23 protein-coding genes and 1 riboswitch are annotated in these 21,685 nt (G+C 41.7%); of the genes, 6 read left to right on the top strand and 17 right to left on the bottom strand.

Translation table 11 applies throughout. From position 1 onward, the window contains the following. Position 1: 1 nt before the first annotated feature. Both ytvA and JVX94_RS00380 read left to right on the top strand, forming a co-directional pair. The gene (gene ytvA, locus JVX94_RS00385; protein WP_048239145.1) at positions 2 to 805 is read left to right on the top strand and encodes a YtvA family blue-light photoreceptor; all 804 of its coding nucleotides are present in this window, start codon (positions 2 to 4) and stop codon (positions 803 to 805) included. An 86-nt stretch (positions 806 to 891) separates the two neighbouring features. Beyond that, entirely contained in the window at positions 892 to 1,590 is a 699-nt protein-coding gene (locus tag JVX94_RS00380; protein ID WP_095409339.1) for a sunset domain-containing protein, read from the top strand. A gap of 65 nt (positions 1,591 to 1,655) precedes the next feature. On the opposite strand, the gene JVX94_RS00375 is transcribed toward JVX94_RS00380, so the two are convergent. The 7 genes from JVX94_RS00375 to JVX94_RS00345 all read right to left on the bottom strand — a co-directional run bounded on the left by JVX94_RS00375 (position 1,656) and on the right by JVX94_RS00345 (position 6,535). Further along, entirely contained in the window at positions 1,656 to 2,966 is a 1,311-nt protein-coding gene (locus JVX94_RS00375; protein WP_205184211.1) for an ABC transporter permease, read from the bottom strand. Next, positions 2,956 to 3,654, bottom strand: a complete 699-nt coding sequence (locus JVX94_RS00370; RefSeq protein ID WP_205184209.1) for an ABC transporter ATP-binding protein — start codon at positions 3,652 to 3,654, stop codon at positions 2,956 to 2,958. Before JVX94_RS00370 ends, JVX94_RS00375 begins: the two co-directional genes overlap by 11 nt. Positions 3,655 to 3,675: 21 nt before the next feature. After that, a complete protein-coding gene (locus tag JVX94_RS00365; protein WP_205184207.1) occupies positions 3,676 to 4,662 on the bottom strand; it encodes an ABC-2 transporter permease in 987 nt (328 codons plus the stop codon). After that, a complete protein-coding gene (locus tag JVX94_RS00360) occupies positions 4,656 to 5,534 on the bottom strand; it encodes an ATP-binding cassette domain-containing protein (RefSeq protein WP_048239150.1) in 879 nt (292 codons plus the stop codon). Before JVX94_RS00360 ends, JVX94_RS00365 begins: the two co-directional genes overlap by 7 nt. Beyond that, positions 5,527 to 5,919: a GntR family transcriptional regulator gene (locus JVX94_RS00355; protein WP_024426212.1), complete on the bottom strand. Its 393-nt coding sequence runs from the start codon at positions 5,917 to 5,919 to the stop codon at positions 5,527 to 5,529. The genes JVX94_RS00360 and JVX94_RS00355 overlap by 8 nt, the downstream gene beginning before the upstream one ends. A 17-nt stretch (positions 5,920 to 5,936) precedes the next feature. After that, positions 5,937 to 6,116 carry a hypothetical protein gene (locus JVX94_RS00350; protein WP_039180825.1) on the bottom strand — a complete coding sequence of 60 codons (180 nt, stop codon included), beginning with the start codon at positions 6,114 to 6,116 and terminating at the stop codon, positions 5,937 to 5,939. Between the two features lie 143 nt (positions 6,117 to 6,259). Beyond that, positions 6,260 to 6,535: a YtzC family protein gene (locus JVX94_RS00345; RefSeq protein ID WP_024424902.1), complete on the bottom strand. Its 276-nt coding sequence runs from the start codon at positions 6,533 to 6,535 to the stop codon at positions 6,260 to 6,262. A gap of 152 nt (positions 6,536 to 6,687) precedes the next feature. On the opposite strand from JVX94_RS00345, the gene mnmL reads away from it, so the two are divergent. Then, positions 6,688 to 7,653: a tRNA modification radical SAM protein MnmL/YtqA gene (gene mnmL / locus JVX94_RS00340; protein WP_017358356.1), complete on the top strand. Its 966-nt coding sequence runs from the start codon at positions 6,688 to 6,690 to the stop codon at positions 7,651 to 7,653. Next, the gene (mnmM, locus tag JVX94_RS00335) at positions 7,650 to 8,222 is read left to right on the top strand and encodes a tRNA 5-(aminomethyl)-2-thiouridylate-methyltransferase MnmM (protein WP_205184204.1); all 573 of its coding nucleotides are present in this window, start codon (positions 7,650 to 7,652) and stop codon (positions 8,220 to 8,222) included. Before mnmL ends, mnmM begins: the two co-directional genes overlap by 4 nt. 179 nt (positions 8,223 to 8,401) lie before the next feature. Here mnmM and JVX94_RS00330 read toward each other — a convergent pair whose 3' ends face one another. Further along, the gene (locus JVX94_RS00330) at positions 8,402 to 9,481 is read right to left on the bottom strand and encodes a tetraprenyl-beta-curcumene synthase family protein (RefSeq protein ID WP_205184202.1); all 1,080 of its coding nucleotides are present in this window, start codon (positions 9,479 to 9,481) and stop codon (positions 8,402 to 8,404) included. A gap of 30 nt (positions 9,482 to 9,511) precedes the next feature. Further along, positions 9,512 to 10,291 carry an alpha/beta hydrolase gene (locus JVX94_RS00325; protein ID WP_024424906.1) on the bottom strand — a complete coding sequence of 260 codons (780 nt, stop codon included), beginning with the start codon at positions 10,289 to 10,291 and terminating at the stop codon, positions 9,512 to 9,514. A 45-nt stretch (positions 10,292 to 10,336) separates the two neighbouring features. Here JVX94_RS00325 and JVX94_RS00320 point away from each other — a divergent pair, with 45 nt between their 5' ends. Beyond that, positions 10,337 to 10,852: a gamma carbonic anhydrase gene (locus JVX94_RS00320; RefSeq protein ID WP_024426216.1), complete on the top strand. Its 516-nt coding sequence runs from the start codon at positions 10,337 to 10,339 to the stop codon at positions 10,850 to 10,852. Between the two features lie 142 nt (positions 10,853 to 10,994). Here the strand turns inward: JVX94_RS00320 and asnB are convergent, their stop codons facing one another. Together asnB and metK are read right to left on the bottom strand one after the other, a co-directional pair. Next, the gene (asnB, locus tag JVX94_RS00315; RefSeq protein WP_144471460.1) at positions 10,995 to 12,893 is read right to left on the bottom strand and encodes an asparagine synthase (glutamine-hydrolyzing); all 1,899 of its coding nucleotides are present in this window, start codon (positions 12,891 to 12,893) and stop codon (positions 10,995 to 10,997) included. 148 nt (positions 12,894 to 13,041) lie between these two features. Further along, positions 13,042 to 14,244 (bottom strand): methionine adenosyltransferase, encoded by a 1,203-nt coding sequence (metK, locus tag JVX94_RS00310; RefSeq protein WP_095409345.1) that lies wholly within the window; start codon positions 14,242 to 14,244, stop codon positions 13,042 to 13,044. A gap of 195 nt (positions 14,245 to 14,439) precedes the next feature. Beyond that, positions 14,440 to 14,574, bottom strand: a riboswitch (SAM riboswitch). Between the two features lie 226 nt (positions 14,575 to 14,800). Between metK and pckA the strand changes: the two genes are divergently transcribed. Beyond that, the gene (gene pckA, locus JVX94_RS00305; protein WP_205184200.1) at positions 14,801 to 16,387 is read left to right on the top strand and encodes a phosphoenolpyruvate carboxykinase (ATP); all 1,587 of its coding nucleotides are present in this window, start codon (positions 14,801 to 14,803) and stop codon (positions 16,385 to 16,387) included. Positions 16,388 to 16,430: 43 nt separating this feature from the next. Here the strand turns inward: pckA and JVX94_RS00300 are convergent, their stop codons facing one another. From JVX94_RS00300 to JVX94_RS00275, 6 genes are read right to left on the bottom strand one after another with little or no spacing between them, the layout of a single operon-like run. Then, positions 16,431 to 16,673: a DUF2584 domain-containing protein gene (locus tag JVX94_RS00300; RefSeq protein ID WP_025092385.1), complete on the bottom strand. Its 243-nt coding sequence runs from the start codon at positions 16,671 to 16,673 to the stop codon at positions 16,431 to 16,433. A gap of 39 nt (positions 16,674 to 16,712) precedes the next feature. Then, positions 16,713 to 17,507, bottom strand: coding sequence for an alpha/beta hydrolase family protein (locus tag JVX94_RS00295; RefSeq protein WP_095409346.1), 795 nt, complete (start codon positions 17,505 to 17,507; stop codon positions 16,713 to 16,715). Between the two features lie 26 nt (positions 17,508 to 17,533). Beyond that, positions 17,534 to 19,015, bottom strand: coding sequence for a phytoene desaturase family protein (locus JVX94_RS00290; protein WP_205184199.1), 1,482 nt, complete (start codon positions 19,013 to 19,015; stop codon positions 17,534 to 17,536). Then, complete coding sequence (locus JVX94_RS00285) at positions 19,012 to 20,139, bottom strand: glycosyltransferase family 2 protein (protein WP_205184197.1); 1,128 nt, start codon at positions 20,137 to 20,139, stop codon at positions 19,012 to 19,014. Before JVX94_RS00285 ends, JVX94_RS00290 begins: the two co-directional genes overlap by 4 nt. Further along, positions 20,124 to 20,870 (bottom strand): lysophospholipid acyltransferase family protein, encoded by a 747-nt coding sequence (locus JVX94_RS00280; protein WP_111291873.1) that lies wholly within the window; start codon positions 20,868 to 20,870, stop codon positions 20,124 to 20,126. The genes JVX94_RS00285 and JVX94_RS00280 overlap by 16 nt, the downstream gene beginning before the upstream one ends. After that, entirely contained in the window at positions 20,839 to 21,567 is a 729-nt protein-coding gene (locus JVX94_RS00275) for a carotenoid biosynthesis protein (RefSeq protein WP_095409350.1), read from the bottom strand. The genes JVX94_RS00280 and JVX94_RS00275 overlap by 32 nt, the downstream gene beginning before the upstream one ends. Positions 21,568 to 21,685: the final 118 nt, after the last annotated feature.

Here is a 21,685-nt window from a genome sequence, read left to right as displayed (position 1 = left end):
TATGGTCAGCTCGAACATCTTCGGCTTGCAAAAACAGCTTGAACTCATCAAAAAAGCGCTGGATCATGCGCGGATCGGTGTTGTCATTACAGACCCTTCCTTAGAGGATAACCCTATCGTTTATGTGAATCATGGTTTTACACAAATGACTGGATACAAACCAGATGAGATTCTTGGGCGTAATTGTCGATTCCTTCAAGGAAAAGACACAGATCAAAAGCAGCTTGCTTTAATTCGTCATGGAATTCAGAACAAAACACCTATTACCACACAGCTAAAAAATTATAAAAAAGACGGCACTTTTTTTTGGAATGAACTCAATATAGATCCTCTATACATTGAACAAGATGACAAAACATTTTTCATTGGTTTTCAAAAGGATATTACGAAACAGAAAGAATATGAACAGCTCCTAGAAGATTCCTTACAGGAAGTCACCTCTCTTTCGACGCCAATCGTCCCAATCAAAAATGGTGTATCTGCCCTTCCGCTTATCGGAAAATTATCTGAAGAACGCTTTGATGCCATTGTCGCTAAGTTAACTTGTATATTAGATGATTCAAAGGATGATTATTTAATTGTCGACCTTTCTGGTTTAATCGATGTCGATGATTCCGTTGCAGCACGTATTTTCAAACTGCATCATCTCCTCAATTTAACTGGAACCGAACTAATCATCACTGGGATCAAGCCGCAGCTTGCGATGAAAATGAAAGACCTGGATACAGATTTCCAGAATACGATCACTTATTTGACAGTAAAAGAAGCCATAAAAGGATTACCATTAGCTGAAAACCCTGTGTAAACAGGGTTTTTTTATTTGAACCGGTCCCCAAAATGGAAAAATGAGGTATGATAGGGTTAAATAGCGATTTAGGGGGGCTGCTAGATATGATGTTACTCATCATAGGGCTTTTATGTGTTTGTTTTGCCATCGGATATGCCGTCAATTTCTTCTTACTCAAACGCCAGAACGAGCTGATTTTTTCAAAGAAACTATTTTATCCTTTTTTGATCATTGGCCTTGTCTTTTCCATTATGTCATTACCGTTTGCAAGTGCAAATGCGCCAAAGGCACAAGCCGATCCATCTTCCGAACAGCTGTTAAAGGAGCAAAAGGAGCTCTCAGCTGACATTTCGAGCTTAAAAGCTGATAAAGAGTCGCTTACCTCCTCTTTAGAAGATGCAGAGAAGGAAAAAGAAAAGCTGGAAAAAAAGCTAGAAACCATCACCTCAGAAAAAGATACGGTCAAACAGCAAGAGAAGACCATTCAATCGCTTGAAGAGAAAATAGACAAGCTCACCTCCAGCAATGAAACACTCAAACAAGAAAACAAGAATAATAGCAGTGATACGAAGTCTTCCACCGTCCAGCGCTCTGCTCCTAAAGATGAAGGAAAAAGCACAGGCGGTCATGAATCTCAAAAGGAAACAAAAAAAGAATCAGCTGCCTGTAACATTAAAGGGAGTGTCAACGGCATTTATCACACACCGAGCAGCAGATACTACTCTAGAACAAAGAATGTAACAAAAATGTTCTGCTCTGTTGAAGAGGCAGAGCGTGCCGGATACAGGGCACCTAAGCAATAGCGATGTTTATTTAAGATAAAAAAGAACCTCCTGTGCGCCCGATCGGGTTTCCAGGAGGTTCTTTTTTAGATTTCTCTTCTTAAAGCTGCTAATACATTCGTTTTTGTTGCCTTACGTGCCGGGTTAAGCCCTGAGATGATCGCTACCCCTGCGCTGATCACTGTCGCTGTAATGACAAGGCTGAGAGGAATATAGGAAAAAGTAATCGAGAATTGATCGCTTGATCCTCCCTCAGACATGGACGACAAAATGGCTGGGATGATCAAATTAACGGCGAAACTAATCAAATATGAGATGATAATACCGATGATTGATCCGATTACTCCAATATAAGCACTTTCCATTAGGAACATTCGCTTGATAATGGATGGATTCGCGCCAATGGCTTTCATAATCCCAATCTCTTGTGTTCGCTCTGTTACCGCCATGGTCATCGTATTGAAAATTCCGATGGCAGAAATAATGACTGCAATACATCCGACAAAAATGAGTCCAATTTTGAAGACCGTAAAGAACATATCCATTCCTTCAAGCTGGTTCGTTACAGAGATGACTTGATAGCCCTCATCTGTCAGTTTATTCGTGAGCGTACCGACATTGTCGAATTTATCTGCATAAACAGAAGTCATTTTCTCGACATTTCCTGCTTCAGGAGACAGGTCGAGTATTTGACCAAATTCTTTTTCATAAGCATTCGGAATCAGAATTTTATGATCCTCCTGCCACTCCAAATTCGGCTTTTTCAAAACACCTACTACACGGAAATCAAATGTTTTTTCTTTAACGACTTCCCCTTCTTCATTTAGTTTTGGCACTTTGATTTGAATTACTTTATTTAAAATATCCTTCGTGTAGCCTTTTGGCTCCTTCGGTGTTTCTTCCCCATTTGACGTCTGGTTTAATTCTTTTTCATAGGCTTCGCGTTCTTTTTTTGTCCACAGTTGCTGCGCCATATGATACCCGACCACAATTTCGTTCGCTGATGTTGGAACTTTTCCTCGGTCTAGTTCAAGCCCTGCTTCTTTTTCCTCTTTCATATCAGTCAAAGCAGCCTGCGTTTCACTTGAACGGTCATCGAGCTCGACGTTAACCGATGGATTGATCGCCGTTCTTGAGACGACAGATTTCACATGATCATATTTCTTTAAATCATCAATCTTAACGTCTCCTTTTTCTTTTCCTAACACTTTAATTTCTGTGATGATTTGCTGCTTCATGATTTCATCTTGAGCTGATTTTTGCAGACCAAAACCGACAGACGCTAGAACGATTAAGAAAGAGCATGCCATTGTCGTCGCAAGAATGGTCATAAACACACGCAATCTATTTTTCTTCATATTTCTTCTTATGAATTTGACCTGATCTCTAAATTTCAATGGATTGTTCCCCTTTCTTTAATACACCATCGTGAAGCTGGAACGTTGTGTCTGCGATTGAAGCCACTTCATCGTCATGTGTAATGATGACAAATGTAATTCCTTTTTCACGATTGAGCTGCTGAATAAAGGCTAAAATTTCTCCTTCAGTTTCTGAATCCAGACTACCTGTTGGTTCATCCGCTAAAATAATAGATGGATTTAAAATCAAGGCTCTTGCAATACTCACACGCTGCTGCTGTCCGCCTGACAGCTCATTTGGGTAATGTCCTCCGTGATGTTCAAGTCCGACTCGTTTCAGCATTTCTTTTACTTTTGCTTTTCGTTCAGACGGCTTCACACCTTTTAAAGTGAGCGGAAGTTCAACATTCTCATACGTTGTTAAGCTCCCGATCAATTGAAAGCTTTGAAAGATAAAGCCAAAATGGTCTAAGCGAAAGTCTGCCCATTCTTTTTCGTTAAAGCCGGTCACATCGGTGCCATCAATGACAATTTGTCCGCTCGTTGGCGTAATATAGCCTGATATTAAGTTCAATAAGGTGGATTTCCCCGAACCACTTCTTCCCACAATACAAGCAATATCGCCTCTTTTGATGGACAGGTCAATCCCTTTCAGCACAGGAATTTCATTTTCCCTGCCTTTTTTACCAATTTTAAATACATGATCTAATGCTTGAATCTGAATCATCTCTACTCCCCTGCTCTCTGTTTATCTTTTTCGATAGATTAAGAAATAACTCGTTAGTGCGCCCACAGCTCCACCGATGAGCATGCCAGCGATATAACCAAATATGGAATTATCTGAAGCAAATCCAAACCACCCAAACCCTAGAACACCGAAGACAATGACCATAATCTGAATCGGTCTATCCATATTTGAGTAAAGGAAGAAGCGGCCATTTCTTTCAATTGGATGTTTTATAAAACTAATTAAGCCAATTAGATAGAACAGAACCATCATGACAATAGGTATAATGAATTCTTCACCCGTGAACCAATAAGGATAATCGGGTTGGAAAGGGTGCATTGTAATATAAGTAATTGGAGACATAGGCACTAACAAATACGTGAAGCTCTTATCTACCCAACTACCACTTGTCTTGATGATAATATCTAAATGAAGAAGCGGTAATCCGATCACTAAAAAGGGTAAAAAAGCTGTGCTGAACCCAACAATTGCTTGTGAAATGGAACTTCCAGTTAAAGTACCCGCTGCAAAAAATAAACTATAAAACATCAAGGAGGTTACAAGCGAAATGACATAACCGTTATGAAAACCAGATGTTTCCATTGGATTAAGTCCTAAAATAAGTAAATAAGTAAGAACAAAAGAAATGGCATGAACGACTGCAATGATTCCAGCACCTAAGAAAAACTTTGTGTGATAAATTGCACTTCTACTAAATGGTAAAGATAAGGTAAAGTCCATATGCCCTTTATTTCTCTCAAATCCAAGCTGAATGACAGCAAAGAAGAACCCCATTAACCAAGAAAGGGAGAGAAAAGCATCTGTATTAAAGAAATATGAAAAACGCGGTGAATTGACAATACACCCAGTATCGTTTAGACACGATTGAAAAGAAGAATAATCCATTAAAAATGCGAAGGGCGTCGCAAGCGCAGCAACAAGCATCACTAAAATGAATGTCAGCTCTGATTGCTTCCACTCCTTATATAATAATTGCCGCTTTACCATCTGCGTTTCCCTCCAAACTTCGCAATGAATACTTCTTCTAAATTTACAGGCAGTTCATGCCATACTTTTGGTTTCAGTGACTTCAAATACTCTTTAGCCTCTACGTCGGTTTTTAGAACAAGCGCTGTATAGAAAACGCCCGCTTGATCCAAAATCGCCACGCCATTTTTTCGAATACTTAAGTTCATATCTTCTTCAAAGGCCATTTGGATTTTGACATAGTCATTCTTTAATTCATCTAAATCCATGACACTTGTGAGCTGATTTCCTTCTAAAAATCCAATTCGATTACACATGCGCTCAATATCCTCTAAGCGGTGAGATGTAATTAAAATCGTTGTTTGTCGTTCTGCCACCTCGTCAATCATCAGCTGAAGAACGTCATTTCTTGTGACGGCATCAATTCCATCAGTCGGCTCATCTAATAAAATGACCGCTGGTTTAATGGCAAAGCTTAAAATTAATGACAGCTGTTTCTTTAACCCTGTCGACAATTCACGATACTTCACTTTTTCCGGAATTTCATAGCGGTTCACAAGCTCATTGGCATAGGTCACATCAAATTTTGGATAAATATGCTTTAACAGCTGGACAAGCTGTCCGTAATTGTATCTGTCAAAGTAAGGATTCACGACCGGCATGTATACAATATTTTGCTTTACTAAAGGGTGGTCTCTCACCAGTACGTCTTTAAAATAAATCTCTCCTTCATCTGGAAGAAGAATTTGCTGAATCAATCTGAGAAGTGTTGTTTTCCCAGAGCCATTACGGCCAAGCAGACCGAAGATCTCACCTTCGCCTATTTTGAAGGAAACGTCGCTGAGTACTTCGCGTCCATTTAATTTCTTCGATACATTTCTGACCTCAATCAACTTGTTTTCCTCCTTTTAGACTTGAGCCGATCTCTTCTAGCCATTCCTTGAGCTGATGAATATCAATACCAGCATGATGGGCTTCTATGATGAGTTGTCTTAACTGTTCTTTCATCTGGAGCACCTTCCCTTCATTCAGCTTTAACTGAGCACCTTCTGTTACATACGTACCGCGGCCCCGCAGAGTTTCAATAATCCCTTCCCGCTCTAGCTCTTTATACGCTTTACTGACGGTGTTTGGGTTGGCAATGATAATGGTGGCGAGCTCTCTAACAGAGGGCAGTTTGTCACCAGGCTTCATCACGCCTTTTAAACATAAAATTTTGAGCTGCTCAATGATTTGTTCATATATTGGCGCAGCGCTTCTTGGATCTATTTGAATCATGATGACTCCCTCTTTCCTCATTCATGCTTTTGCAGTCCTATCGCTTGTTCATGTCCTTGCATTAAAGGAACTGAATTGGGTATCAAATCTTTTTGAACTTCAAAACCAATGAAAACGAGAACGAAAAAAAATGTACATGCTAACGCAACAGCCAGCACCATCCACTTCAAATTAATTGGCTTTTTTTCTTTTTTCATGGTTGAACACCTTTCTTCACTTTTTAAGTGTCTATAGTGTATTAGTTGATGTAGTACACTTAATACAATATAGACACCCAACATAAAAGTCAATAACTTATTAAAAAAATAAAAAACAGACCCTTAAAAGAAGGATCTGTTCATCATTCATTATCGTAAGAAATCCCTAAAATCATTTGATTTTGCAAGCTCTGAATTTGAACACGCGCCCTGTCTAATCGTTCTCTTTGCTGGTCATTGGCGACATCTTTTAATTTTTCTAATTCGTTGACCGTATTCTCAAGCATGAGCTGTGCTTTAGAAAACTCTTCCTCATTATAATGTTCCTGACGTGAGCTTAAATCAAATTGTTCATTTGCAAACTCAAGGGTTTCAGTACTTTTTTGGATAAATTCATCGATCGACTGCCTTGTTGCCATCTTACATTCCCTCCATTTCATCATCGCTCCCGCCTATTTTGCCCATGTAAAGCTTTTTCACTAAAGAAAATGTTGGACAGATTCAATTGTCCTCCTTCATGATTTTTGTTAAACTTTAAGGATGCCTATTATTATGCAAGGAGGTTACTGACTTGGATCAGCATAACCCTTTTTTATATTCAAACAGCGAAAAACGTTATCACACATGGAATTATCATTTGCGTGAACACTTTGGTCATAAAGTATTTAAAGTAGCCTTAGACGGCGGCTTTGACTGTCCAAACCGTGATGGTACTGTAGCCCACGGCGGCTGTACATTTTGCAGTGCCGCTGGATCTGGTGATTTTGCAGGAAACCGGGCTGATGATCTTATCACTCAATTTAACGAAATCAAAGACCGGATGCATACAAAATGGAAAGACGGAAAATACATGGCGTATTTTCAGGCGTATACAAACACACACGCGCCGCTTCCTGTCCTAAAAGAAAAATATGAAACCGTCATGAATTTGGATGGCGTCGTAGGTCTATCCATTGCAACAAGACCTGACTGTCTGCCGGATGACGTAGTGGAGTACTTAGCCGAATTAAACGAGCGCACTTACCTGTGGGTAGAGCTTGGTCTTCAAACGGTACACGAACGGACAGCTATGCTCATTAACCGTGCTCATGATTATGAATGCTACGTTGAAGGTGTAGAAAAACTGCGAAAACACGGAATTCGTGTCTGCTCGCATATCATCAACGGATTGCCTCTTGAAAATCGGGACATGATGATGGAAACAGCAAAAGCTGTTGCGGATTTAGATGTGCAAGGAATTAAAATTCATTTGCTTCACCTTTTAAAAGGAACCCCAATGGTCAAGCAATATGAAAAAGGAAAGCTTGAGTTTTTAAGCCAAGAGGAATATGTTCAGCTTGTTTGTGATCAGCTGGAGATCCTGCCGCCAGAAATGATTATTCACCGTATTACAGGCGACGGCCCAATTGAATTAATGGTTGGTCCGATGTGGAGTGTAAACAAGTGGGAAGTGCTAAATGCCATTAATGCTGAGCTCGAAAGACGGAACAGCTACCAAGGGAAACGTTTCGTCAGATTGGAAGAAGCAGCCAAATGATTTTGAAACGCATGCTTCCTTTTAGTAAAGAGCTGTTAGAACGCGCGTGTCAAAAAGGTGACATCGTCATAGATGCAACAATGGGAAACGGCCACGATACACTCTATTTAGCTGACCTTGTAGGAACTGATGGACAAGTGTTTGCATTCGACGTGCAAGAGGAAGCCTTGCAGCAGACAAGCAAAAGGCTTGGCGATCAATATCCTTACGTTCACCTGATCCATGATGGACATGAAAAACTGGCGGATCATCTGCCGAAGGATGTTTATGGACATATATCTGGTGCAGTGTTTAACCTTGGGTATCTGCCCGGAGGCGATAAAGCCGTCACCACTCAGGCTCATACAACCATTGAAGCGATCAAACAACTCCTCGAATGGCTCAAACCTGGAGGTCTGATCGTCCTTGTGATCTACCACGGACATCCCGAAGGTAAAAGAGAAAAAGAAGTGCTTCTCGACTATTGCAGATCACTGCCTCATGAAGAGGTACAAGTTTTATCATATCAATACATGAATATTCAAAACGACCCGCCTTTTGTGGTCGCCATTGAAAAAAAGCTAAAATGATGTGCATTTTAGCTTTTTTTCTTCTTTTCAGCGTGATAGAAAACCTTTGCAGCCCTAGGAAGGGCAAGCACCGGAACGGAGCGAATTTGACATTCGTGAGTACCGGCGCGCAGACCTGACACCGAATGCGATGGTTTGTCTACACGCTGAAGCTCAAATCCTAATGGATTTGAGCTTTTTTATGATGATTTCATCCAAGGCATTTTCTGATAGGTCCGATAGGCTCTTCCGTTAATATAGAAAAAGAACGATGTTTTCCCGCTTGATTTGATCAGCCGTTTTGCCAGCTTGTTCATTTCTTTTTGGGCTGTCACTTTTTCATCGGACAAATAGACCGCCAGTAATCCTCTGTTAATCAATTTGTGAAAGTTTTCGTGCGGAATACCTTTCAGCTGCTCATCCGCTTTTTCGATAAAATGCTGAAGTCTATCCATCATCTCATGATGAGAATCATAGTATGAGCAAAAATTCAGATCTCCCCCAAGCCGGTCCTCTTCTTGGTCAATTAAATAATCGAGTAAAATGTGCAGACCTTGAATATAAGGGAAATAGCTTTCATAAATTTGCTTCGCCTGCTTTTCTGTAAAATCAGGCTGCAGCGCATACGCCACAAGACAGAATATCCCTAACGTTGATCCTGCACAAGCTGAAAACTCATACCATTCCATCTTCGGCAAATCCTTTTCATATTGGCGGAACCACGACTCTAGCCTTGGCACACGCTCATGAGGAACAACGTGCTTATGTACTTGCAGATCACTATAGTAATCACACAGCGTATGTAAATATGGCTGAATGATTGGATAATGCTCAAGGCGCGTAAGCACGTCTTGACATGTGCGGACAAGCGCATGTAAATATCCATGATCCTCTTGATCCTCACGGAATTGATAGTATGGCTTGAGCTCAGCATGAATATCAAGCGCATCTCTCATCGCTTGATGCAGCATATGAAAATCCTTTGGATCAAGCGACGTGCTGCGGTCACATAGATTATCTAAGTAATCACTGATAGTTTGATACGCCACAATAAATTCTATACACGTTTCTTTCTCTTCACCTGCTAGAAGAGATAAAATGCCTCCGCCTTCACAGTGAAACGTTTTACTCGATAAGCTCGCTAGTGCCTGCGTTCTCAGTTCTTCATTTTCAATCAATTCTGCATGAGCCCGCCACTTTTTCAGCTCCTGATGAACAAGCGGAAAAATATCTTTATACACTTTTGTCATCAGTGCAAAAGGACGCTCTGGTACTGACAAATCACTCCACCCCCAACTTAAAGCTCACAATCAAATATATTGATCTGTAAAGGCTCTTGCCGCCTTAAACACATCTTCTCTTTCTGGTTCATTAAAAATTTCGTGATACAGCTCTTCCCATTCACGGTATGATTTATTGGTTGATTCTATGCCATTGAACCATTTGATCACCCTCGTTTTATCGACGATCTTATCATCACCCGCCTGCATTAAAAGGAGCGGGATCGATTTAAAGACATTCGTCGGCTGCATCGCCGCATCGATATTTTTGATCAGCTCTCGATACCAGCGAACCGACACCTTTGTCACGTAAAGAGAATCATTTGAGTCTGCCTCAATGACCGCCTGATTTCGTGTGGCTAGTTCAATCGACAGACCTGACTCCACTTTAAAGGACGGTGCCAGCACATTTAGACCTTTTGACGCAAAATCCATCAGCTTCTTCGGTTTAAATTGCAGACCTAAACAAGGTGATGATAAAATAAGGCCATTCAACTTTGTATGGGTATACTGCTTCATCCACTCAATTGAAATGAGTCCACCCATACTGTGTCCAAGTAAAAAAGTAGGAAGTCTGAATGATTTCGCATGTTCGATCCATTCATCGACTGTATCAATGTATTCTTGAAACGAACGAATGTGGCCTCGCGCACGTGTCGATGTTCCTTGCCCAGGCAAGTCACCCATGACGACGTGATAGCCTGCATTCCGCCACATTTCAATCAGCCATTTATATCGGCCGTGATATTCACTCGCACCATGTACAATCACAATTGTACCAACTGGTCTTTCAGCATGCCAAGTCCACAAAGTAAACACCTCACAAATGTTGTATTAAGAAAGGAAGTCGAAAAAGTGATTTATCCATATCATCAGTTTACACCTGAGATTCATGAATCGGTCTTTGTCGCAGATAACGCCACCATTACCGGTGATGTCACAATTGGAGAATATTCGAGCGTGTGGTTCCAAACCGTCATTAGAGGCGATGTTGCACCTGTGAGAATTGGAAAGAACGTCAACATTCAAGATTTATCGTGCCTGCATCAAAGTCCTGGAAAAACACTTCTTATTGAAGATGGTGCTACCATTGGACACCAAGTCACATTACATAGCTCAATCATTCGAAAAAATGCCCTCATTGGCATGGGGTCTATCATTCTCGATGGTGCGGAGATTGGCGAAGGCGCCTTTATCGGTGCAGGAAGTCTTGTCCCTCAAGGAAAGGTCATCCCAAAAGGATCACTCGCTTTTGGCCGTCCAGCCAAGGTCGTTCGGCTGTTAACAGATGAAGATATCCAAGACATGGACCGAATCCGCAGAGAATATGTAGAAAAAGGACAATACTATCGTTCCCTTTTATCTCGTTAACATCATACGTGTATCTTCACTTTATCATGTTTTTTTCAGGATATTAAGCAATAACTATGAACCGCTTGTTATTTTACCCTTTTCCGCCACTTTCTATCATGACAAAAAAGGTTTTCAGCACAAAGCTGAAAACCTTTTTTCATTAACTAAAGATGACTTCTTTCGGTTGATGATTCAATTGCTCTGGATCAATACTGCGCTCTACGTAAATACTGTGCCAAATCATAAAGATGAGGACAGTCCAAATCTTACGGCTATGATCTGCTTTACCAGCACAATGTTCATTTAACAAATCAAGCACATACTCTTTGTTAATATATTCGTCTGTTTGACTGTTTTTAATGATGTCTTTCGCCCAAGCGTTCATCTCATTTTTCAGCCAATGACGAATTGGAACAGGGAAGCCAAGCTTCTTGCGGTTTAACACATGGTCAGGCACAATGCCTTCTGCTGCTTTACGCAATAAATATTTCGTTGTGCCATCTTTTGTTTTCAGCTCTTCTGGAATTTTAGAAGCCGCTTCAAATACGACCTTATCAAGGAATGGAACACGAAGCTCAAGAGAATTCGCCATTGTCATCTTATCTGCTTTCAGTAAGATGTCTCCGCGCATCCACGTATGGATATCAACATATTGCATTTTGTTAATATCACTGTAGCCTGCACTTTCCTCGAAGTATGTCTTCGTCACATCACGATACGTAATGTTCGGATCATACTGCTTTAAGAGGTTTTTCTTTACTGGCTCTTCAAAGATTTTCGCATTACCGATATAACGTTCCTCTAATGGTGTACAGCCGCGGACGATAAAGCTTTTTCCTTTCATTCCTTCTGGCATTAAGCGCGCCAGACGAAGAAGAAGCTTTTTCAGCATAGATGGAACAGATTCAAATGGTTTAAGAGAAAGCGGCTCACGGTAAATATTATAACCACCGAACAGCTCGTCTGCTCCCTCACCAGAAAGAACAACCGTCACTTGTTTCTTCGCTTCCTTTGCCACGAAATACAAAGGAATCGCCGCCGGATCAGCTAAAGGATCATCTAAATGCCAGACAATCTTCGGAAGCTCATTCATATATTCCTCAGGAGAAATCACAGCGCTGAAGTTTTGTAAGCCAAGCTTATCAGCCGTTTCCTTCGCCACATCTACTTCACTAAAACCGTCCTGCTGGAAGCCAACAGAGAACGTCTTCAGCTCAGGATGAAATTCCTTTGCAACAGATACGATGAAAGAAGAATCGATACCACCTGATAGGAATGAACCAACAGGAACATCACTTCTCATGTGAACTTTCACAGAATCATAGATTGCATCGCGTACTTCTTCAATCAGCTTCTGTTCTTGTGTTTGCTCAGGCTTAAATTGAACTTTCCAGTAAGTCTTAAATTCAATCTCCTGTCCTGGGCGTAAAGTAAACTGATGACCAGGCTCTACTTTGTGCACCTTTTGATCAAGTGTATTTGGCTCAGGTACGAACTGGAATGACATGTATTGCTGCAAGGATGTCTCATCAAATAAAATGTTCTCGCTTACTGCCATCAAGCTTTTGCGTTCAGACGCAAAGTACACTTGCTCATCCATTTGTGTAAAATAAAGCGGTTTGATGCCAAAAGGATCTCTTGCGCCATATAATAATTGCGCTTCTTTATCCCAAATTAAAAATGCAAACATGCCGCGAAGCTTAGAAGCCGCTTCTTCTTTATAATGACGGTATGTGGCAAGAAGTACTTCTGTATCAGAGTCTGTGCTGAACGTATAGCCCTTTTTCACAAGCTCTTCCTTCAGCTCCACATAGTTATAAATTTCACCGTTGAAAATAATCCAATACTTTTCATCTTCATAAGAAAGCGGCTGCTTTCCGTGCTCAACATCTATAATACTTAAACGTCTAAATCCAAATCCTACATGCTCATCATGAAAGTAACCCTCATCATCCGGACCGCGATGAACGATGAGACGATTCATTTGTTTAATTAGCTCTTCCTGTTCAGTAGTTTCGGACAATGGACGGTGATTAAATACACCAACAAACCCACACATATTATTGCCTCCACGTTATGTTATTTCTTAAAAGTAGACCTATAATTAGACAGTATTTTGTCCGATTTTGTTTCACATTTTTTCGCTTTTTGCAGATTTTTTTTTAATCAAAAGGAAAACCGCTTAAAATAAGCGGTTTTCTATGTTGTTATTGTCCCAATGCTTCTTTGCGAAGTGTATCGGCTTTATCCGTTTTTTCCCACGGAAGATCTAAGTCGTGACGGCCGAAATGTCCGTATGCAGCTGTTTGCTTGTAGATCGGACGACGCAGGTCAAGCATTTTAATAATGCCAGCTGGACGAAGATCAAAGTTTGCACGAACCACTTCAATTAATTTTTCTTCAGAAGCTTTTCCTGTTCCGAATGTATCAATTGAAATCGATACAGGCTGTGCTACACCAATTGCATAGGCAAGCTGTACTTCACAAGAATCTGCAAGGCCGGCAGCTACGATGTTTTTCGCTACGTAACGAGCAGCGTATGCCGCAGAACGATCAACCTTCGTTGCGTCCTTACCTGAGAAAGCTCCACCGCCATGACGAGCGTATCCGCCATACGTATCAACGATGATTTTACGTCCAGTTAAACCAGCATCCCCTTGAGGTCCACCGATGACGAAACGGCCAGTTGGGTTAATAAAGTATTTTGTCTGTTCATCAATCAGTTCACTTGGAACGACAGGGCTGATGACATGCTCTTTTAAGTCACTTTGAATTTGTTCAAGCGTCACTTCTGGTGCATGCTGCGTAGAAATAACCACTGTGTCAATACGAACTGGTTTGTTTTGCTCATCATATTCAACTGTGACTTGTGTTTTTCCGTCTGGACGAAGGTATGCAAGTGTTTGATCCTTGCGTACTTCTGTTAAACGGCGAGATAATTTATGCGCTAATGAAATCGGCAGCGGCATGAGTTCTTCGGTTTCGTTGTTAGCAAAACCAAACATCAAACCTTGGTCACCTGCACCAATCGCATCAATTTCTTCTTCAGTCATTGTTCCTTCACGTGCTTCAAGCGCTTTGTCTACACCTTGCGCAATATCAGCAGACTGTTCATCAATTGATGTAAGTACCGCACATGTTTCCGCATCAAAACCATATTTCGCACGCGTGTAGCCAATTTCCTTAATTGTGTCACGCACCGTCTTTGGAATATCGACATAAGTAGACGTTGTAATTTCACCGCTTACTAATACGAGACCGGTTGTAACAGAAGTTTCACAGGCAACACGTGCATTTGGATCTTTCTTTAAAATTTCATCCAAAATGCTGTCTGAAATTTGATCACAGATTTTATCCGGATGTCCTTCCGTCACTGATTCTGAAGTAAATAAACGACGATTTTGACTCATAATGGCTATTTCCTCCTGTACAAGACCACATCATCCCAAGATGAGGCCTCCAATATGATACGGAACTCGTTCCCTCTTATATTTAAAAACGTTTATATTAGAGATGTTATTGGCAATTTGTTCATATGATATCCCAAAAATAAAAAAACCATTTCCTTCATTGCGAGGAAAGGGTCTGAGATCGCATGCCTTTCACTCTTATCGCTCAAGGTGTTCTTGTACCTTGCATCAGGTTAGCACCTTGGTTTCTCAGCATTTTCATGCCTTTTTCATAAGAAACCGGTTGCTGGGCTTCATCGGGCCTGTCCCTCCACCAACTCGGGATAAGAGTATCCGTTCAATAAGATATCTTATCTTAAACACTTGCGTCATGTCAATGCTTCATAAGAATTATCTCCCTCTTTTTTCTCCTCACCATTAGCATCACCAAAAAGCATATTTTCATAGCAGAAATGAAAAAACACACACAAAAATTTTTAAATAGTATAGACTATTATTATTAATGTGTTATACTAATCGAAACAAACAAATTCAACGGTAAAGGAAGGGTTTTTTTATGAACTCAGTGGATTTAAAAGAAGATTTGCAGTCATTGCTCTCATTAGAAAATACGCACCAAAATTTATCTGTTCCGAAACTTGTTGAAAAGATTTTGGCACGTAATGAAGGCGTTTTAACATCAACAGGAGCTGTCCGCGCCACAACTGGAGCCTACACAGGACGTTCGCCTAAAGATAAATTTATCGTCAAAGAAGAAAGCTCTGAACATAAAATCGATTGGGGTCAAGTCAACCAGCCGATTTCCAAAGAAGCATTTGACCGTTTATATACAAAGGTTGTGTCATACTTAAAAGAACGTGATGAACTATTCGTTTTTGAAGGATTTGCCGGAGCTGATGAAAGATACCGTATGCCGATTACAGTTGTAAACGAATTCGCATGGCACAATCTTTTTGCCAAGCAGCTATTCATCCGACCTGACGGATCAACACCTTCTTCAAACGAAAAACCTTTCACCATCTTATCTGCACCGCACTTTAAAGCGGATCCTGCAACAGATGGCACAAACTCTGAAACGTTTATCATCGTTTCTTTTGAGAAACGCACGATTCTTATCGGTGGAACAGAATATGCAGGAGAGATGAAAAAGTCCATTTTCTCTGTGATGAACTACCTGCTTCCTGAGCAAGATATTTTATCCATGCACTGTTCAGCAAACGTAGGTCAAGAAGGCGATGTAGCCTTATTCTTCGGACTTTCAGGCACTGGGAAAACGACGCTTTCTGCAAGCGCAAGCCGCAAGCTGATCGGAGACGACGAACACGGCTGGTCTGGCACAGGTGTCTTCAATATCGAGGGCGGATGCTATGCGAAATGTGTGAACTTAAGTGAAGAAAAAGAACCACAGATCTACAAAGCGATCAGCTTCGGATCAGTTCTTGAAAACGTTGTGCTTGATGAAGAAACACGTGAAGCGGATTACGATGATACATTCTTTACTGAAAATACACGCGCTGCTTACCCAATCGAAATGATTGATAACATCGTGAAACCAAGTATCGCAGGACATCCATCTGCCATTGTCTTCTTAACAGCTGATGCGTTTGGCGTATTACCTCCAATCAGCCGTTTAACAAAAGAACAGGCAATGTACCATTTCTTGAGCGGGTACACAAGTAAATTAGCTGGAACTGAGCGCGGCGTCACATCACCAGAAACGACATTCTCTACTTGCTTCGGTTCACCATTCCTCCCGCTTCCAGCTCACGTCTATGCTGAAATGCTTGGCAAAAAGATTGATGAGCACGGCGCTAAAGTATTCCTTGTGAATACAGGCTGGACTGGCGGAGGCTATGGTACAGGCAAACGAATGAATCTCGCTCATACAAGAGCAATGGTCCAGGCAGCAATCGAAGGTGACCTTGACAATGCCGAGATGATCACTGATGACATCTTTGGATTACACATCCCGCTTCATATTCCTGGTGTACCAGATGAAGTGCTTCAACCTGCTAAAACATGGGGTGATCAAAAGGCTTATCAAGAAAAAGCACACTTCCTTGCCAATGAATTTAAAAAGAACTTCCAAAAATTCAGCCACGCGGCAAGTGATATTGAAGCCAAAGGCGGACCACTCGTCTAACCAAATGAAAAAAGCTGAGGAGATTCAATCCCTCAGCTTTTTTTTAGTTTGTTGAATGTAATGATACAAGACGGTACGTCACCTTCGTGACATTGTCTGTCAGCTCCAGCTTTTCAACATGTGCTGTCCCTGTTTTTTCTCCGTCTTTCGTTTTACGCACCTCAAGTGGAATATTTAGTGGATAAATGCGGTATCCATCCTTCATGAGTTCAAATACATTTTCTTCAATTCTTGTCTCTTTTCCCTTTGTGACAATCATTGTATTAAATTCAACAGGCATTCCCATAATGAAAATCCCCCTACTTTCTATATTTCGTTATACTGCTTATTTTACCACATTTCCGCTTTTTCGGCTGTGCATCCATGTGGTCAGCCTTCTCACAATTTCTCGATTATGCTGCGGCGGGAAGTAGTGGTTGTATCCGTGGAAATACCACGTCTCCACGGACTTCCCGTGCTGGCGCAGCGCATCTTCTAACAAATACGCATGCTCAATCGATACATTTTGATCTTCTTCTCCGTGGATGATGAGGACAGGTGCTTCAATTTGATCCACAACATTTAAAGGGGTTCTGTTCTCATATGCCTCTGGCACCTTATGCGGCGGGCCGCCAATCACACGCTTCATCATCCGTCTCATATCTACACGCTCTTCATAAGTCAGTTTCATGTCACTGACGCCTCCCCATGTGACAAAGGAAGCTGCCTCCTCTTTCATTTCAACAGCGGTCCAAATACCCATAATACCGCCTCGAGAAAAACCAAAGATATGAATGCGATCCTTCTTCACTTTTTTGTGCTGCTTTAACAGCTGAAAGGCAGCGAACGCATCTTTTCGGTCTTCTCCGGCAAAATCTTCGTTCCCTTCGCCTCCCTGATTTCCTCGGTAAAAGGGAGCAAAGACGACAAAGCCCTGCGCGGCAAATTGCACAATCCGGCCAGGTCTGACCATCCCTACATTTTTAATGCCGCCTCGTAAATACAAAAAGCCGTCGTAGAAACCTTCTCCTGCCGGTTCAGCGAGCAGCCCTTTCATCCGAAGTCCATCTGCCTCATAGGTCACAGTATATAAGTGAATATGCGGATGGGGCGACGGAAACCTTCTTTTTTCCACAATCACTCTATTTCTCTCCTTTTCATCTCTGATTATGTCCATTGCTTCAGCATCGCTTCTGCGACAAGCTGACCTGATTTTGTCACCATTGGCGTGCCCCCGCCAGGATGACTTGTCCCCCCAACAAACCACAGTCCTTCAATGTCCTTTGACTGATTATTGATGCGAAAGAACGCCTGTTTGAAAGAGTTTGAAGACATGCCATAAATGGCTCCACGATATGCACCCGTTTTCTGCTGCAGATCAAGCGGGGTTTGAACCGCTTCATATTCAATAAGCTCATCCAAATCAAAAAGACCTTTTTCTTTTAATTTGGTTTTCATATGCTGACGATATGTCTCCTTTAGCATGTCCCAATCTTGCTCTTTTGTCACATAAGGTGCATTAGCCAGTACAAACAGGTTGCTTCTTCCCGGTCCTCCGCTTAAAGCTGGTTCTGAATGACCTGAATAACATATGTAAAGCGTCGGGTCTTGAGGCAGTTGTTTTTTCTGAAAAATATCCTTGAATTCTTGCTCGTAATCCTCAGGGAAAAACACATTGTGATGGGTCAGCTGTTCATAGACTTTAGGTACACCTAATAAGAGAACAAAGCCCGATAACGACGGTTCAATGCCAGAAAGTTTTTGATTTAAAAAATGAGGACGGTCTTTTTCATCTATGAGATGACGGTATACAGTCAGCGCATCTGCTCCTGCAACGACTTGATCTGCCTCATACATCTGCTGATCCGTCTCCACTCCTTTGATCCGCCGATCCTTCACATGAATCTTGTTCACTTGTTCATTGAGGTGAATCTGAACGCCTAATTCTTTTGCCAGTGTCTCAAATGCCTCAACTAAACGATATGTACCGCCCTGTATTCCATAAATCCCTTTCTCCCCTTCTAAATACGCCATCATGTTAAAAATAGCCGGCGCCTCGTAGGGAGAAGAGCCGATATAAGTGGCATATCGTCCAAACATCGCCAATGTATGAGGATGACGGAAATATTGACGCAGCAGGCGCTGAACGGATGTGAACGGTTTGACAGCGAGAAGTGCTTTCATCAGCTTTACATCCGCCTTATCCTTCCAGCTCAATAACAAACGATTTAAAAACTGCTCCTCTGCCTTTTGAAAAAGCATCTTTGATTCCTGCAAAAATGCACGGTATTGCTTCGCATCTTCAGGGCTGAATGCAGCAATTTGTGATTCCATTTGCTCAATATTCGGCGTAAACTCGACCGTATGTCCATCTGAAAAAATATTTTTAGTAAGCGGAGAAATCGGATAAAAGGTCACATAATCCTCCATCCGTCTATGACAAGCTGTAAACACTTCTTCAAAATATGCCTTCATTGTAATGGTACTCGGTCCTAAATCAAAAGAGTAGCCTGCCCCATAATGACGCTGCAATTTCCCGCCTAAAGCCGCTTCTTTTTCTAAAATGGTGACCTGAACCCCGCGTGACTGTAGACGGATCGCTGCTGATAATCCGCCTAGTCCGCCGCCGATGATGATCACTTTTTTCATTCGTACCTTCTCCCTTTCCATTCATACCCTTCTTTTTTCAGACCGATTTTCATAGAAGCAAAGCCAATGGCGATCAGGCTTAAAATACTGACCGGCAATAAAAAAGCCATCGCAGATGTCCGCCCATTTTCAGTATCTATTGCCGCTTTAATCGACACACCCAGCCCATAGCAAAGAATGGCTAAGCATATGCTCAAAACATCCAGCTGAAACAATGCGATCATGAAACAAATGACAGGAACCAAATAAAGGAGGGTGTGTAAACAAAAGACACTGCTTAATAAAGCAATGCTTCGATTCACGCCCGGGAACAAATTTTTGCGGTAACCTTCCCAAACCTCTTGTCCACTCTCATACATTCTCATATACACAAATGGATGAATGCTTGCAAGGGTGAACGGAAAGCCTTTTTCCTTCACCCGTCTAGCCAAGGCCATATCATCAACTAGTGAATCCTTGATCGCTTCATGCCCGCCAATGTCGTAATAACAATTCTTTTCAATGGCAATAAAACCGCCATGTGCTGCGGCAAAAGCGGGATTCTTAGATTTTTTTACCCATTTTACTGGCAGATGACAGCCAATGGTAAACATCATCATAGGAACCACAAGATGCTCAAACAATGTGCCTGTTTTTTGTTCTGGAAAACCTGACAGCATGCCCGTTTTTTGCATACATAACTGCTTATATACTGATTCAACTGCCCCTCTTTTTAACCGGACATCCGCATCTAAAAATAACAGCCAGTCAGAAGCTGCTGCCTCAGCGAGCTGAGAGCAGGCATATGATTTACCAAGCCAGCCCCGCTTTAATGGCTGTCCTGACTGGACACGGATCCACGGATATGTTTCTGCGAAGCGCTCCACTATCGCTCTTGTCTGGTCTGTAGAATGGTCATCAAGGACGATAAGCTCTTTCGGGTAAAGATGTTGATCAACGATCGACTGAAGACAGGCTTCTATTCGTTTTTCCTCATTTCTCGCTGGAATCAGAATTGATAATGAAATAAGTTCATCAGGCGAAATGGATGCTGGCTTTAAAACAGGAAGCTGCTTCATATTCCATATGGTGAAAATAAACTGACAGAGCAAGAGTACACTGATTACGGTTAAGAAGACCGCCATGTTTTCACCCACTTTTTAAAGGAATCAAACGCATCACTTGTTGACTGACTTGTCCTCGTCATCTGTCTAAATTCTTGATTAGTTGTAAAATCAGGATCTGCGATGACCTGTGCTTGATGTGCGTTTAACTGCGTTTCAAGCAGATCCCTAAGCAGATGCGTCACTTCCTTGCTTCGAAGCTCTCCGCCACATACTAAGGTATCTTCACCAAACAAAGCAGATACTGTCGGCTTTTGAAATTGATTAAATGTATAATGCAAGGTCACAGGCTTCACCACGACTTGCTCAAATTGTCTCACTAAAAATGAAGCCCCGCCCTCCAATTCAAGCGGCCTCATATCCTGATGCATGATTTTCCCCTGTGGAAAAAGCCATACAGCCCCGCCAGCCTGCATGTTCTCTTTTGCCGTCATTAATGCTTGCTTCACACTTTTCAGATTCTCTTTATGAACCGGAAACGCACCAAGCTTTCGGAAAAAGGCATATTGCTTCAGCTGCTTCTCTTCCATCATCATATAGTGATCGAGCCCAGACGCTTTTTCTGTTAAAAGAAAGATGATCAGTCCATCCCACCACGAGCTATGATTGGCGAGATAAAGAACAGGCAGCTTCTCGTTTGGATCCACAGCGCCTTTCATCATCACGCAGCGGAAATGTTTATGAAGTAAATACCGCTCAAGATAAAGAGAAAATATACGTCTAAACGATCGGCTTTTGTCGCTTTCTTTCAAATTGAACCCTTCCTTCACACAAAATAACAATGATCAGTGCTAAATAAAAAATGACATCAAGCCCGCCCTTTAATGCCAGCACACCAAAAAAGAACACCATTGCCTGATAAATACGACTCGTCCAGCTGAGGGCCTTTTGACCAACCTGAACACGCGGGAAGAGAAAGGAAAGTCCTGCTCCAATCATACCCCAGCTCACAAAATTCTCAAAAGGAATACCATAAAATCCACCGCCGTCATACCACACCCAAAATTTCCGTTCAGCCGCTACTGGGTCTAATATGAGGTCAAGCAAGACAATCCATATCCCCGTTTCGACAGCTCGTTTCCATTTCGACTGCTGAGTGGATAAAAAAAGGCTGTTTAAAAACACACCAACCCATGCAAAAGCAATGGTTAAAGGCACCCCTGCCACTAGAAAACCTAACGTCGGATAATAGTCATAGGCTCCGAAAGGAAACCCGGTTGTAATCCCTACCCATTCAACCGTAAATGTCAGCACCCCGACAATGGCTGCCCTTTTGATCACAAACCCCCATGATCCATAAATATTTCGCCCAATCTCTATCACACAGCAGGCATACAGCACAAGAAAAATGCCATTTGCAAACTGAAGCCATGCTGGTACTCCAAAAGAGACCATTAATATGAGCCCTACTAAATACCATCCAAGAAATACCCAACTCACTCTATACACGAAACCGCTCCTTTATTTCTTCCAAATTCAAGAAAGTATTCATGCTTCTAGTATAGAAAAAAAGACACGTTCTATAAATAAACAATGCGCTTCTTATTTTCATCTAGGCACTCACCAA

This window comes from Bacillus sp. PDNC022 (genome assembly GCF_016919285.1).
GTDB lineage: Bacteria > Bacillota > Bacilli > Bacillales > Bacillaceae > Bacillus > Bacillus safensis.
This window is presented reverse-complemented; position numbering and strand designations above follow the sequence as displayed.